Below are 14,424 nucleotides of genomic sequence, written 5' to 3'. Positions count from 1 at the left end.
GACTCACCTGACGAGGATTTCATGCCCAGCATCATCGGCATTCCCGCCTGCACCAAGTTCATCGGCAACCACCACCAGCACGCGACCCCGGCGCGCTACGGCGAGGCGGTGATCGCGGCGAGCGACGCGCTGCCGCTGCTGATCCCGCCGGAAGGCGAGGCGATGATCGCCGTGCTCGACCGGCTGGACGGCATCCTGTTCAACGGCAGCCCGAGCAACGTGATGCCGACGCGCTACGGCGTTGCCAATGACGAGACGCCGGACGCGCATGATGCCGACCGCGACGCGACGACGCTGCCGCTGATCCGCGCCGCCCTTGCCCGCGGGATGCCGGTGCTCGGCATCTGCCGCGGGTTGCAGGAACTCAACGTCGCCCTTGGCGGGACGCTGCACCAGCGCGTGCATACGCTCCCCGGGCGGCTCGATCATCGCGCCGGCGAGGGCACGCGGGCCGAGCAGATGGCGCTCAAGCACGAGGTGCGGCTGAGCGGCGCGCTGCGGCATATCTGCGGGGCGGAGACGATCATGGTCAATTCGCTGCACGGCCAGGCGATCGACCGGCTGGCGCCGGGGCTCGCGGCCGAGGCGGTGGCGCCGGACGGGACGATCGAGGCGGTGCGGGTCGAGGGGGCGACGGGCTTCGCCATCGCCGTGCAATGGCACCCGGAATGGGCGGTGATGGAGGCGCCGGACCGGCAGCGCCTGTTCGCGGCCTTTGGCGAGGCGTGCCGGGCCTGGCGCGGCGGGCGGGCGGCGGCCTGACTTTTGCCGCCGTTGATTCTATATGAACGGTTTACGCGAAAGGACGGGTCCCATGGATATCCAGACGATCGACACGCAATATGACCAGTTGCAGGGCCAGGCGCAGCAGACGGCCGGCCAGCTGAAGGCGCTGGCGCAGAAGCTGCAAGCGGCGCGGGACGCCGGGAACCAGGACGCGCGGGAGTGGCTGCTGGACCTGCGCGAGATCGCGCTGGCGATCCAGGCGGAGCAGAATCAGGTGGGCGGGCTGCTCCAGGCGCTTCACAATTTCGTGGCGAACCAGCCGGCCGCGCTCGCCGGCTCGGTGCCCCAAACTCAGCCGATGTCTCAGCCGGCTTACCAGCCCCAGGGTCAGCCCCAGAGTCAGCCAATGACCCAGCCGGCGTATCAGCCGCAGCCGCAATACCCCCAGCAGGGCTATCCCCAGCAGGGCGGCGGGCTGCTCGGCGGGTTCCTGAATTCGGGCTTTGGCCGGGCGATCGCGATGGGGGCCGGGTTCGGCCTCGGCGACGACCTGATCAACAGCATTTTCTGACCGGCCCGACATGAACTGGCTTTCCGAATTCGTCCGCCCGCGCATTCGCACCCTGCTCGGGCGCAAGGAGGCGCCGGACAATCTCTGGCATCAGTGCAGCGCCTGCCAGCAGATGATCTTTCACCGCGAACTGGAGACCAACCTCAAGGTCTGCCCGCATTGCGGCCACCACATGCGGGCGACGGCGGCCGAGCGGCTGGCCTGGACCTTCGATGGCGGCAAGTTCCAGCGGATCGACCTGCCCAGGGTGCCGGTCGATCCGCTGAAATTCCAGGATCGCAAGAAATATCCCGACCGGCTCGCCGATGCACGCAGGAAGACCGGGATGGAGGATGCCGTGCTGGTCGCGCATGGCACCGTGGGCGGGCATCGGGCGGTGATCGCGGCGATGGATTTCCGCTTCATGGGCGGCTCGATGGGGGCGGCGATGGGCGAGGCGCTGGTCGCCGCCGCCCGGCTCGCGGTGTTGCAGAAGGCGGCGCTGATCGTGTTCACCGCCTCGGGCGGGGCGCGGATGCAGGAAGGGCCGGTGAGCCTGATGCAGATGCCGCGCAGCACCATCGCGGTGCAGATGGTCCGCGAGGCGGGGCTGCCCTATATCGTCGTGCTGACCGATCCGACCACCGGCGGGGTGACCGCCTCGTTCGCGATGCTCGGCGATATCCAGATCGCCGAGCCGAACGCGCTGATCGGCTTTGCCGGGGCGCGGGTGATCGAGGAGACGATCCGCGAGAAACTGCCGGAAGGCTTCCAGCGCGCCGAATACCTGCTCGAACACGGCATGGTCGACATGGTGCTGGCGCGCGGCGAGATGGCGGCGACGCTCGGGCGGCTGCTCGGCCTGCTCAAGGTGGGGCGGCCGGACGCGGAGGCGGCGTGAGGCGCGGCGTGAGGCGCGGCGCAAGGCGGGCGGCATGAGCGGGGCGGCGACGGGATCGAGCCGGATCGATGCGCGGATCGAGCGGCTGCACACGCTCTATCCGCGGCTGATCGACCTGCGGCTGGAACGGCTGGAGCGGCTGCTGGCAGCGCTCGGCCATCCCGAGCGGCGCCTGCCGCCGACGATCCATGTCGCCGGGACCAACGGCAAGGGCAGCGTCTGCGCCTTCCTGCGCGGCATGGCCGAGGCGGCGGGGCTGCGCGCGCATGTCTATACCTCGCCGCATCTCGTGCGGTTCAACGAGCGCATCCGGCTGGCCGGCGCGCTGGTCAGCGATGACGAGCTGGACGCAGCGCTCGACGAGGTGGAGCGGGTGAACGACGCCGCCCCCATCACCGTGTTCGAGGCGATCACCGCCGCCGCCTTCGTGCTGTTCGCATCCCGCCCGGCGGAGATCGCCATCATCGAGGTGGGGCTCGGCGGCACCTTCGATGCGACCAACGTGATCCCGCCGCCGGCAGCCGCCGCGATCACCGCGATCTCGCTCGATCACCGCGAATTCCTCGGCGATACCGAAACCGTGATCGCCGCCGAGAAGGCCGGGATCATGAAGGCGGGCAGCCGGGCCGTGACCGGGTTCCAGACGCCGGAGGTACTGGCCGTGCTGGATGCCAGGGCGAAGGCGGCCGGGGTGAAGCTCGCGGTGCGCGGGCGGCAGTGGCGGATCATGCAGCAGGGCGCGGGTGCTGTGTATGAGGATGAGGACGGGCGGCTGGAGCTGCCCCGCCCTGCCCTGCCCGGCGCGCATCAATTCGACAATGCCGGCATCGCCATCGCCGCCCTGCGCGCCGGCGGGTTCGGGTTCGGCGAGGCCGCTTTCGCGCGCGGCATGGCGGCGGCGGAATGGCCGGCGCGGTTGCAGCGCCTCGCCGCGCCGCTGGAAGCGCTGCTGCCTTCGGGCTCGGAACTCTGGCTCGATGGCGCGCATAATCCGGGCGGGGCGCAGGCGCTGGCCGAGGTTTTGGCCGGCTGGGAGGGGGAGACGCATCTCGTCGTCGGGATGAAGCAGGCCAAGGACGTCGCGGAATTCCTGCGCATCCTGCTGCCGCAGGCGGCATCGGTGCAGGCGGTGGTCGAGCCGGGGCAGCATCTCGCCTTGCCGGTCGAGGCGATCATCGAGGCGTCGGGCGGGGTGGCGACGGCGGGGCCGGATGTGGAAACCGCGCTGCGGCGGCTCGCCGCGGACGGGGCGCCGAAGCGGGTGCTGATCTGCGGCTCGCTCTATCTCGCCGGGGTGATCCTGGCACGGCAGGACGCGGCGCCGGCAGAAGGGTGAACTCACGCGCCATGCGGCGCGGGGCTGATCTTCCGCGCCATGCGGCCGGCCCGGCTTGCCTGAACGGCGCGATGCGCCCGATACTCGCGGTGGATCAAAAATGGGAGACCGGAATGTCCACCACGATGAAAGCCTGGGCCGTTGTCGAGAACGGGGCGCCGCTGAAGGAAATCGACCTGCCGATGCCCGAGCCGAAGGGGCAGGAGATCTTGCTGGAGGTGACGCATTGCGGCGTCTGCCATTCCGACCTGCATCTCTGGGACGGGTATTACGATCTCGGCAGCGCCGGGCGTTATGAGATCGTGCGGCGGGGAATCACGCTGCCGCTGGCGCTGGGCCATGAGATCGTCGGCCGGGTGGTGAAGCTCGGGCCGGAGGCGAGCGGGGCGAAGGTGGGGGATGTGCGGATCGTGTATCCCTGGGTCGGCTGCGGCGAATGCGCGCGGTGCAAGGCGGGCGAGGACAATCTCTGCGCCAAGCAGCGCTCGCTCGGCATCTACCAGCATGGCGGCTACGCGACCCATGTGATCGCGGCGCATGCGGGGCACCTCGTCGATCCCGGCGATCTCGATCCCGCGCTGGCGGCGACCTATGCGTGTTCGGGCATCACGGTCTATGCCGCGATCCGCAAGGTGATGCCGCTGCCGGCGGACACGCCGGTGGTGCTGATCGGCGCGGGCGGGCTCGGGCTGTCGGCGATCGCGGTGCTGCGCGCGCTCGGGCACAGGGCGATCGTCAGCGTCGATACCAGCGCGACGAAGCGCGCGGCGGCGCTGGCGGCGGGCGCCAGCGCGGTGGTGGATGGCAACGATCCGGCGCTGCACAAGGCGATCATCGCGGCGTGCGGCGGGCAGCCGGAGGCGATCATCGACCTCGTCAACGGCTCGGGCACGGCGAAGGCGGCGCATGCGGCGCTGGCCAAGGGCGGCAAGCTGATCATGGTCGGGCTGTTCGGCGGCGAGCTGAACATCCCCCTGCCCTTCATGCCGATGCGGGCGCTGACATTGCAGGGCAGTTTCGTCGGCACGCCGGGCGATCTGCGCGAGCTGGTCGATCTCGCCCAGGGCGGGGCGCTGCCGAAGCTGCAGATCGAGACGGTGCCGCAGCGCGAGGCGGATGCGGCGATCCACCGGCTCAAGGCCGGCGAGGTGACCGGGCGGCTGGTGCTGGTGGCCGAGGGCGCTTGATCGAGAAGCTCGAATACCTGCTGGCGCTGGCGCGCGAGCGGCACTTCGGCCGCGGCGCGGAGAGCTGCGGTGTGACCCAGCCCACCTTCTCGGCGGGGATTCGCGCGCTGGAGGAGGCGCTGGGGATGCCGCTGGTCGAGCGGTCGTCACGCTTTCAGGGGTTTACCCCTGAGGGCGAGCGGGTGCTCGACTGGGCGCGGCGCATCGTCGGCGACATGCAGGCGATGCGCGCCGATATCCGCGCGCTGAAGCTGGGGCTTTCGGGGTTGCTGCGGATCGCCGCGATCCCGACCGCGCTGGCCACGATCACGGAACTCACGACGCCCTATCGGCGCCAGCACGATGCGGTGCGGTTCTCGATCCAGTCCTGCACCTCGAACGAGGTGCTGCGGCGGCTGGAGAATTTCGAGGTCGATGCCGGGGTGACCTATATCGACAACGAGCCGGTGGGCAAGAACCGGGTGGTGCCGCTCTATGAGGAGCGCTACCGGCTGCTGACGGCGGCGGATGCGCCGCTCGGCCGGCGCGATCAGGTGAGCTGGGCCGAGGTCGGGCGGATCCCGCTCTGCCTGCTGACGCCGGACATGCAGAACCGGCGGATTCTCGACCGGCTGCTGCGCAATGCCGGCACCGAGCTGCGGCCGACGCTGGAGAGCAACTCGATCGTCGTGCTGGTGAGCCATGTGCAGACCGGGCGCTGGGCCTGCGTGCTGCCGGAGAAGCTGGCGCAGATTTTCGGACTGACGCCGCGGCTGCGGGCGATCCCGATCACCGGGCCGGAGGAGGTTCACGCGGTCGGGCTGGTGCTGCCGAACCGCGAGCCGGTCTCGCCGCTGGTGGCGGCGCTGGTGGAGGTGGCGGAAGCGCGGGCGGCGGCGCTGGCCGCGCCCGGCCGGGCGGGTGTTTGATAGACGTTTTCTATCAAACAATCCGGTCTTTGGCTTGTTTACCGACGTGAACTTGGGGATAATAGAGAAATCATTAACCTGCATCGCTTAAGCAGGAGACTCGGTCATCCTGGCCGAGCGAGGAAACGGGATAGTCGGAATGGACCAGACGCCAGCCCAGTGGAACGAAGACGCGGCACGCGCCGTGATCCGGGATCATGTCGGCGAGGAAGGCCCGCTGCTGCCAATCCTGCACGCATTGCAGGAGAGTTTTGGGCATGTGCCGCGCGCGGCGGAGCCGCTGATCGCCGAGGCGCTCAACATCACCCGCGCCGAAGTTCATGGGGTGATCAGCTTCTATCATGATTTCCGCCGCGAGCCGGCCGGCCGCCACGTGCTGAAACTGTGCCGGGCCGAGGCCTGCCAGTCGATGGGGTCGGAGGCGAATGCGCGGCGCCTGCTCGATGCGCTCGGGCTGGACTGGGGCGGCACCACGCCGGACGGGCGGCTCACCGTCGAGGCGGTGTATTGCCTTGGCCTGTGCGCGACGGCGCCGGGCGCGCTGTTCGACGACGAGCCGGTGGGGCGGGCCGATGCCGCCACGCTCGAAGCTTTGGTCGCGGAGGCCGCGTGATGAAGATTTTCGTACCCCAGGACATGGCCGCCGTTGCGATCGGGGCGAACCGGGTTGCCGCCGCGATCGAGGCGGAGGCGCAGGCGCGCAACATTCCGGTGACGATCGTGCGCAACGGCTCGCGCGGGATGTTCTTCATGGAGCCGCTGGTCGAGGTCGCCACCGCATCGGGGCGGATCGGCTATCGCAATATCGGCGTCGCCGACGTGCCGGGGCTGTTCGAGGCCCGCTTCTTCGACGGCGCGCCGCATGAAAAATGCGTCGGCCATGTCGAGGAGATCGCCTATCTCGCAAAGCAGACGCGCTTCACCTTCGGCCGCGCCGGGATCATCGATCCGCTCTCGCTCGAGGATTACCGCCATCATGGCGGCTACAAGGGGCTGGAGGCCGCGCTGTCGATGGGGCCGGCGGCGACCGTCGCCGCGGTGAAGGAGAGCGGGCTGCGCGGGCGCGGCGGTGCTGGCTTCCCGACCGGGATCAAGTGGGAGACCGTCGCCCGGGCGGCGGCGGACCGGAAATACATCGTCTGCAACGCCGACGAGGGCGATTCCGGCACCTTCGCCGACCGTCTGATCATGGAAGCCGATCCGTTCATGCTGATCGAGGGCATGACGATCGCGGGTGTCGCGGTGGGCGCGACCAAGGGATATGTCTATATCCGCTCGGAATATCCGCTCGCGATCCGGATGATGCGCCGGGCGATCGAGCTGGCGGAGCGCGCCGGCTATCTCGGCAAGGGGATCAACGGCAGCGCGCATGATTTCGACCTCGAAGTGCGGGTCGGCGCCGGGGCCTATGTCTGCGGCGAGGAGACCTCGCTGCTGGAGAGCCTCGAGGGCAAGCGCGGGCAGGTGCGGCCGAAGCCGCCGTTGCCGGCGATCGAGGGGCTGTTCGGCCGGCCGACCATCATCAACAACACGATCAGCCTCGCCAGCGTGCCGTTCATCCTCGCCGAGGGGGCGAAGCGCTATGCCGAGGTCGGCTACGGGCGCTCGCGCGGGACGATGCCGGTGCAGCTCGCCGGCAATGTGAAGCAGGGCGGGCTGTTCGAATGCGCCTTCGGCGTGACGCTGGGCGAGCTGGTGAACGAGATCGGCGGCGGCACCGCATCGGGCCGGCCGGTGAAGGCGGTGCAGGCGGGCGGGCCGCTCGGCGCCTATTTCCCGCCCTCGATGTTCGACACGCCCTATGATTACGAGGCCTTCGCCAAGCGCGACGGGCTGATCGGCCATGGCGGGCTCGTGGTGTTCGACGACACCGCCGACATGGTGCAGATGGCCCGTTTCGCGATGGAATTCTGCGCCCTCGAATCCTGCGGCAAGTGCACGCCCTGCCGCATCGGCTCGACGCGCGGGGTGGAGACGTTCGACCGCCTTCGCGCCGGCATCGAGCCGGAGAAGAACCTGGCACTAGTGCGCGATCTCTGCGAGACGATGAAATTCGGCTCGCTCTGCGCGCTGGGCGGCTTCACGCCGTATCCGGTGCTGTCCGCCATCAACCATTTCCCGGAAGAGTTTCGCGCGCCGAAACTCCCCGCCGCAGCTGAGTGAAGGAGAACCACCATGGGTCTCGTCCATGAAATCGACTACGGCACCAAGCCCAGCGAGGCGGAAAGCCTCGTTACCCTGACGATCGACGGGGTGAAGGTCAGCGTGCCGGAAGGCACGTCGGTCATGCGGGCGGCGATGGAGATCGGCACGCAGATCCCCAAGCTCTGCGCCACCGACATGCTGGACAGTTTCGGCTCGTGCCGGCTCTGCCTCGTGGAGATCGAGGGGCGCGCGGGCACGCCGGCCTCCTGCACCACGCCGGTGGCGGAGGGCATGGTGGTCCACACCCAGAACGAGCGGCTCGGCAAGCTGCGCCGCGGGGTGATGGAGCTTTACATCTCCGACCACCCGCTGGACTGCCTGACCTGCTCGGCCAATGGCAATTGCGAGTTGCAGGACATGGCCGGCGCGGTCGGGCTGCGGGAGGTGCGCTATGGCTATGAGGGCGAGAACCATCTCGACTCGGCCAAGGACCTCTCCAACCCGTATTTCCAGTTCGATCCGGCCAAGTGCATCGTCTGCTCGCGCTGCGTGCGGGCCTGCGAGGAGGTGCAGGGCACCTTCGCGCTGACCATTGCCGGGCGCGGCTTCGACTCAAAGGTTTCGCCGGGGATGGAGGAGAGTTTCTTCGAATCCGAGTGCGTGTCGTGCGGCGCCTGCGTGCAGGCTTGCCCGACCGCGACGCTGATGGAGAAATCCGTCGTCGAGATCGGCCAGCCGGAACATTCGGTGGTGACGACCTGCGCCTATTGCGGTGTGGGCTGCTCGTTCAAGGCGGAAATGCGCGGCGAGGAACTCGTGCGCATGGTGCCCTACAAGGACGGCAAGGCGAATCATGGCCATTCCTGCGTGAAGGGGCGCTTCGCCTGGGGCTATGCGACGCATCAGGACCGGATCACCAAGCCGATGATCCGGGCGAAGATTTCCGATCCGTGGCGGGAAGTGTCGTGGGACGAGGCGATCAGCCATGTCGCCTCGGAGTTCAAGCGGATCCAGACGACCTATGGCAAGGGCTCGGTCGGCGGTATCACCTCGTCGCGCTGCACCAACGAGGAGACCTTCCTCGTGCAGAAGCTGGTCCGCGCCGGGTTCGGCAACAATAACGTCGATACCTGCGCGCGGGTGTGCCACTCGCCGACCGGCTATGGCCTGTCGCAGACCTTCGGCACCTCGGCGGGGACGCAGGATTTCGACAGCGTCGAGCAGGCCGACGTGATTCTGGTGATCGGCGCCAACCCGACCGATGGCCACCCGGTGTTCGGCTCGCGGATGAAGAAGCGGCTGCGCGAGGGGGCGAAGCTGATCGTGATCGATCCGCGGCGGATCGACCTCGTCCGCACCCCGCATGTCGAGGCGGCGCATCATCTGCCGCTACGGCCGGGCACCAATGTCGCCATGCTGACCGCCCTCGCCCATGTGATCGTCACCGAGAACCTCTTCGACGAGGCTTTCGTCCGCGAGCGCTGCGATCTCGACGCCTTTACCCAGTGGGCCGAGTTCGCCGCCGCCGAGCGGAACAGCCCCGAGGCGCTGGCGGCGACCACGGGCGTCGATCCGCAACTCGTGCGGGCGGCGGCGCGGCTCTACGCCACGGGCGGGAATGCCGCGATCTATTACGGGCTTGGCGTGACCGAGCACAGCCAGGGCACGACGGCGGTGATGGCGCTCGCCAATCTCGCGATGGCGACCGGCAATATCGGCCGCGTCGGCGTCGGCGTGAACCCGCTGCGCGGGCAGAACAACGTGCAGGGCAGCTGCGACATGGGCAGTTTCCCGCATGAGTTCAGCGGCTATCGCCATGTCTCGACACCGGAAGTCCGGCAAGCTTTCGAGATCGATTGGGGCGTTTCGCTCGATGGCGAGCCGGGACTGCGCATCCCGAACATGCTGGACGCCGCGGTGGATGGCACGTTCAAGGGGCTCTACATCCAGGGCGAGGACATCGCGCAGTCCGACCCGGACATCAAGCATGTCACCGCCGGGCTCGCGGCGATGGAATGCGTCGTCGTGCAGGATCTGTTCCTGAACGAGACGGCGCAGTTCGCCCATGTGTTCCTGCCGGGCTCGACCTTCCTCGAGAAGAACGGCACCTTCACCAATGCCGAGCGGCGCATCCAGCTCGTGCGCAAGGTGATGACGCCGAAGAACGGCTACGAGGACTGGGAGGTCACCCAGCTGATCGCCCGGGCGCTGGGCTACAACATGAACTACACGCATCCCTCCGAGATCATGGACGAGATCGCGCGGCTGACGCCGAGCTTCTCGGGCGTGTCCTTCGGCCTGCTGGAGCGGGAAGGCTCGGTGCAGTGGCCCTGCAACGAAACCGCACCGGAAGGCACGCCGGTGATGCATGTGGACGGGTTCGTCCGCGGCCGGGGGCGGTTCTTTGTCACCGAATATGTCGCGACCGACGAGAAGACCGGGCCGCGCTTCCCGCTGCTGCTGACCACCGGGCGCATCCTGTCGCAATACAATGTCGGCGCGCAGACGCGGCGCACCGCCAATACCGCCTGGCACGAGGAGGATCTGCTCGAGATCCATCCGCACGATGCCGAGCAGCGCGGGATCAATGACGGGGCGTGGGTCAAGCTCGCGAGCCGGGCCGGCGAGACCTCGCTGCGCGCGAAGGTGACAGACCGCGTGGCGCCGGGGGTGGTCTACACCACCTTCCATCACCCGATGACGATGGCCAATGTCGTCACCACCGACTATTCGGACTGGGCGACCAACTGCCCTGAATACAAGGTGACGGCGGTGCAGGTCTCGCCCTCGAACGGGCCGACGGCGACGCAGCAGGACTACGCCGATCTCGGCCGCCGGACGCGGCAGATCGAGGCCGTGCCGGCGGAATGACGTCTCTGCCCGCCCCTGTCGTGCGGGTGGCGGCGACGGCGTTCCATCATGGCGACGTCGTTGCCGGCACCAGGCTGGTGCCGGAGGAGACGGCCGTGGCGCTGAGCTACGACCGGGTCGGCTATGCCGTGATGATGGCGACACCGCGGGATCTCGAGGATTTCGCGATCGGGTTCAGCCTGTCGGAAGGCATCGTCGACCGCGCCGAGGATGTGCGGGAGTGCCGCATCGTCGCCGTCGAGGACGGGGTGGAGTGCCGGATGCAGGTTGGCACCGAGATCGGCGAGCGGCTGGCCCGCCGGCGCCGTCACCTTGCCGGTGCACTCGGCTGCGGGCTGTGCGGGCTGGAGAGTCTCGCCGAGGCGAACCGACGCTTGCCGGTGGTCGGCTCGGCGCTGAGCGTCTCGGCCGAGGCGGTGATGCAGGGCATGCGGGCGATGGCCGGGCAGCAGGCGCTGAACCGCGAGACCAGGGCGGTGCATGCCGCCGGGTTTCTCGACCCGGCCGATGGTTCGGTGCTGGTGCGCGAGGATGTCGGCCGGCACAACGCGCTCGACAAGGTGTTCGGCGCCCTCGCCCGCGCCGGGCGGCCTGCCGCCGGCGGGGTCGTGCTGATGACCAGCCGGGTCTCGATCGAGCTGATCCAGAAATGCGCGGTCGCCGGCGCGCCGGTGATCGTCGCGGTGTCGGTGCCGAGCGCCCATGCGATCCGCGCCGCCGAAACCGCCGGAATTACGCTCGCCGCCGTCGCGCGCGATGACGGGTTTGAAGTTTTTACCCACGAAACACGCATTCGCTTTGGAGCTGCCAGCCATGTCGCCTGAAGATCAGGACCGCAAACTCGTCTACATGGCGAACCAGATCGCCACTTTTTTCAACACCGCCGCCGATGACGAGGCGGTGGCCAGCATCGAGGCGCATATCCGCAAGTTCTGGGACCCCAGGATGCGGGCGAAGATCATCGCCTTCCGCGCGCATGGCGGCACGGGGCTGACAGAAAGCGCGGCCGCGGCGGTGGATCGCCTGTCCCGCGAAGTCGCCAGAGCATGATCCGTTCGGACGGAATCCTCTGACCGGATAAAGATTCTTTAATCATCGACATGCTAGAGCACGAAAACCGATCCTGATGGATCGGATGTCGTGCTCTAGCGCCTGAGGCGGCAATTCCGTCGAAAGAAGATGCGGCGGTCCAAATAAAACTTACTATCCGTTCAATATTGGTGCCGCGTCATTCAATACTGACGCGGAATTCTTTATTGTTGCATGTCGTTTTGCGGTCTGACCGGACAGCGTGACTGCTTATATCGTAATTCATGCCGAAATACACGAAAATGTGTTGACGAAATACTGTGACATGGTAATGGCGCGGCTAGTCCAAGCACAAGGAGCGACAACAATGGATTGGTTGAATCCGCCCGCACTCGCAGCGGCGATGAGAGACGCGGGCACCGCCAAGGGGAACCTGCCGGCCAAGACGATCGTTCTCACCGGCATCCTGTCGGGCCTGTTCCTCGGGTTCACGACAACGCTGTTCGTGTCCGCCCTGGTCGCCACCGGCAATCTGGTGGTCAGCGCGATGTTCTTCCCGGTCGGCTTCATCCTGCTGGTGCTGCTTGGCCTCGAACTGTTCACCGGCAACGCGGCGCTGCTGCCCTATGCCGGCATGGTCGGGCGGCTCGGCTTCGGCAGCATCGTCAGCGGTCTGGTGCTCGTTTATGTCGGCAACCTGATCGGCAGCCTGGCCTATGCGGCACTTTTCGCCGCGATCGACACCAAGTTCTTCACCGTCGCACCGGATGCGGTGGGCGCGAAGATCGCCGCCATCGCGACGCTCAAGGTGATCCCCTACATGCATGCCGGCGGCGCCGGCTGGTTGACCGCGTTCTCCAAGGGCGTGGTCTGCAACTGGATGGTCAGCCTCGGCGCGGTGATGGCGCTCGTCTCGCGCTCGGTGATCGGCAAGATCTTCGCGATGTTCATGCCGATCATGGCCTTCGTCGCGCAAGGCTTCGAGCACTGCGTGGTCAACATGTTCGCGATCCCCTGCGGCATCATGCTCGGTGCGAAGGTGACGGTCGGGCAGTGGTGGGTCTGGAACGAGATCCCGGTGACGCTCGGCAACATCGTCGGCGCCGTGGTGATCACGGCCCTTGGCCTCTACCTCGCGCATGGCGCCACGGCGGCGGCAGAGCCGGCGGCGGCGACCGCACCGGCGGAGTGAGCTAGAGCATCATCCGATCAGATGGAATCATCTGATCGGATAAAGATGCTCTAATTATCAATAGGATAGAGCACGACATCCGATCCGGATGGATCGGAACGTGCTCTAAATCGCATGACCAGAGCGAGGGGCCGTGCCGGAAGGCGCGGCCCTTCTGCATTCAGATGAGCGTGCCCTCGAAGGGCGGCAGATAGTCCGGCGCCTCGAACTCGACGACCCAGAGATCGGGGTCGAAGCCGAGCTGCTTCTCGACATAGGAATCGGCCCGCGCATCGTCGACCGGATCGGGGCCGGTGGCGCGCAGCCAGGCCGGGCGGCCCAGCGCATCGCGCGTCTGGCTCAGGATCACCACCCCCATCCGGCCGCGCAGCAGCACCAGCACGCCGCCGGCATCCTCGTCGCCACGATGCAGCAGCATGCCGGGCCTGCCATCGGCGGCGCCGAGCCGCAGCGCCATCTGCACCCAGATGCCGGCCTTGATGCGCGGCTCGCTCATCGGTCTTGACCTCTCGACGGCCGTACCGAACTCTGTTGATAATGACTGAAGAAAACCCACGGGGAAAAGCTCATGGACTGGTTCCGCTCCTTGCCTCGACTGCTTGCCACGCTGCTCTGCGCCGCACCGGCGCTGGCCCATGCCGCCTCGCCGCCGAAGCTGCAGAAGGTCACGTTCGGGCTCGACTGGGTGGCCGAGGCCGAATATGGCGGCTTCTATCAGGCGGTGGCGGAGGGCATCTACCGCAGATATGGCCTCGACGTGACGATCCGCGAGGGCGGGCCGCAGGTGAACAACGCGCAGCTGCTGCTCGCCGGGCGGCTCGATTTCGACATCACCTCGAACAGCTTCCTCGCCTTCAATTTCGTGCAGCAGAAGATCCCCTTCGTCGCGGTCGCCGCGTTCTTCCAGAAGGATATCGACGTGCTGATCGCGCATCGGGGCGCGAACGAGGACAGTTTCGCCGCACTCAAGGGCAAGCCGATCGCGATTTCGGCGGATACGCGGGCGGGGTGGTGGCTCTTTCTCAAGCAGAAATACGGCTATAGCGACAGCCAGATCCGCCCCTACGATTTCAGCCTCGCCCCGTTCTTCACCAGCAAGGACCTCGTGGTGCAGGGGTTTCTCACCTCGGAGCCGTTTCTCGTGAAGCAGAAGACCGGGCATTTCCCGGTGGTGCTGCGGCTCGACCAGGCGGGGTTCGACGGGTATGGCGAGTTGATCGCGACCTCGCGCAAGCTGGCCAAGACCGACCCCTCGGTGGTGCGCCGCTTCATCGAGGCGTCGGCCGCGGGGTGGAAATCCTATCTCGACGGCAATCCGGCGCCCGCCTTCGCGCTGATCCGCAAGGCCAACCCGGACATGACGCCGGCGCTGCTGAAATTCGGCTATGACCAGCTCAAGGCGCATCAGGTGGTGGAGGATGCGACCACGGCGAAGATCGGGATCGGCGGGATGACCGATGCGCGGTGGAAGGGCTTCTACGAGCAGATGCGCGCGGCCGGGCTGTATCCGGCGCAGTTCGACTATCGCAAGGCCTATACGCTGCGCTTCCTGCCGAAGGGGAAAGCGGCCGCGCGCTGA

Annotated in this window: 14 protein-coding genes; 13 read left to right on the top strand and 1 reads right to left on the bottom strand. The window is 67.6% G+C overall.

Features of this window, described 5'->3' with window-relative positions; genetic code table 11:
• Positions 1-21: 21 nt before the first annotated feature.
• The 12 genes from HUW10_RS17010 to HUW10_RS16955 all read left to right on the top strand — a co-directional run bounded on the left by HUW10_RS17010 (position 22) and on the right by HUW10_RS16955 (position 12,845).
• Positions 22-762 (top strand): gamma-glutamyl-gamma-aminobutyrate hydrolase family protein, encoded by a 741-nt coding sequence (locus HUW10_RS17010; protein ID WP_174504550.1) that lies wholly within the window; start codon positions 22-24, stop codon positions 760-762.
• Between the two features lie 52 nt (positions 763-814).
• Positions 815-1,297 (top strand): hypothetical protein, encoded by a 483-nt coding sequence (locus HUW10_RS17005; RefSeq protein WP_174504549.1) that lies wholly within the window; start codon positions 815-817, stop codon positions 1,295-1,297.
• 10 nt (positions 1,298-1,307) lie between these two features.
• Positions 1,308-2,177 (top strand): acetyl-CoA carboxylase, carboxyltransferase subunit beta, encoded by an 870-nt coding sequence (gene accD, locus HUW10_RS17000; RefSeq protein WP_174504548.1) that lies wholly within the window; start codon positions 1,308-1,310, stop codon positions 2,175-2,177.
• 34 nt (positions 2,178-2,211) lie between these two features.
• On the top strand, positions 2,212-3,513 hold the full coding sequence (locus HUW10_RS16995) for a folylpolyglutamate synthase/dihydrofolate synthase family protein (RefSeq protein WP_174504547.1): 1,302 nt from the start codon (positions 2,212-2,214) through the stop codon (positions 3,511-3,513).
• A 113-nt stretch (positions 3,514-3,626) separates the two neighbouring features.
• Complete coding sequence (locus tag HUW10_RS16990; protein ID WP_174504546.1) at positions 3,627-4,700, top strand: alcohol dehydrogenase; 1,074 nt, start codon at positions 3,627-3,629, stop codon at positions 4,698-4,700.
• Positions 4,697-5,608 carry a LysR family transcriptional regulator gene (locus HUW10_RS16985; RefSeq protein ID WP_174504545.1) on the top strand — a complete coding sequence of 304 codons (912 nt, stop codon included), beginning with the start codon at positions 4,697-4,699 and terminating at the stop codon, positions 5,606-5,608. The genes HUW10_RS16990 and HUW10_RS16985 overlap by 4 nt, the downstream gene beginning before the upstream one ends.
• Before the next feature lie 139 nt (positions 5,609-5,747).
• Positions 5,748-6,221, top strand: a complete 474-nt coding sequence (locus HUW10_RS16980) for a formate dehydrogenase subunit gamma (protein ID WP_174504544.1) — start codon at positions 5,748-5,750, stop codon at positions 6,219-6,221.
• Positions 6,221-7,771, top strand: a complete 1,551-nt coding sequence (locus HUW10_RS16975; protein WP_174504950.1) for an NADH-quinone oxidoreductase subunit NuoF — start codon at positions 6,221-6,223, stop codon at positions 7,769-7,771. The genes HUW10_RS16980 and HUW10_RS16975 overlap by 1 nt, the downstream gene beginning before the upstream one ends.
• A gap of 12 nt (positions 7,772-7,783) precedes the next feature.
• The gene (gene fdhF, locus HUW10_RS16970) at positions 7,784-10,624 is read left to right on the top strand and encodes a formate dehydrogenase subunit alpha (protein WP_174504543.1); all 2,841 of its coding nucleotides are present in this window, start codon (positions 7,784-7,786) and stop codon (positions 10,622-10,624) included.
• A complete protein-coding gene (gene fdhD, locus HUW10_RS16965; protein ID WP_174504542.1) occupies positions 10,621-11,448 on the top strand; it encodes a formate dehydrogenase accessory sulfurtransferase FdhD in 828 nt (275 codons plus the stop codon). Before fdhF ends, fdhD begins: the two co-directional genes overlap by 4 nt.
• Positions 11,438-11,674 carry a formate dehydrogenase subunit delta gene (locus tag HUW10_RS16960; RefSeq protein WP_174504541.1) on the top strand — a complete coding sequence of 79 codons (237 nt, stop codon included), beginning with the start codon at positions 11,438-11,440 and terminating at the stop codon, positions 11,672-11,674. The genes fdhD and HUW10_RS16960 overlap by 11 nt, the downstream gene beginning before the upstream one ends.
• A 346-nt stretch (positions 11,675-12,020) precedes the next feature.
• Complete coding sequence (locus tag HUW10_RS16955) at positions 12,021-12,845, top strand: formate/nitrite transporter family protein (RefSeq protein WP_174504540.1); 825 nt, start codon at positions 12,021-12,023, stop codon at positions 12,843-12,845.
• A gap of 160 nt (positions 12,846-13,005) precedes the next feature.
• Here the strand turns inward: HUW10_RS16955 and HUW10_RS16950 are convergent, their stop codons facing one another.
• Positions 13,006-13,341 (bottom strand): DUF1491 family protein, encoded by a 336-nt coding sequence (locus tag HUW10_RS16950; protein WP_174504539.1) that lies wholly within the window; start codon positions 13,339-13,341, stop codon positions 13,006-13,008.
• A gap of 72 nt (positions 13,342-13,413) precedes the next feature.
• On the opposite strand from HUW10_RS16950, the gene HUW10_RS16945 reads away from it, so the two are divergent.
• Complete coding sequence (locus tag HUW10_RS16945) at positions 13,414-14,424, top strand: ABC transporter substrate-binding protein (RefSeq protein WP_174504538.1); 1,011 nt, start codon at positions 13,414-13,416, stop codon at positions 14,422-14,424.

The sequence above is a fragment of the Acidiphilium sp. C61 genome (assembly GCF_905116885.1).
Taxonomy (GTDB): domain Bacteria; phylum Pseudomonadota; class Alphaproteobacteria; order Acetobacterales; family Acetobacteraceae; genus Acidiphilium.
This window is presented reverse-complemented; position numbering and strand designations above follow the sequence as displayed.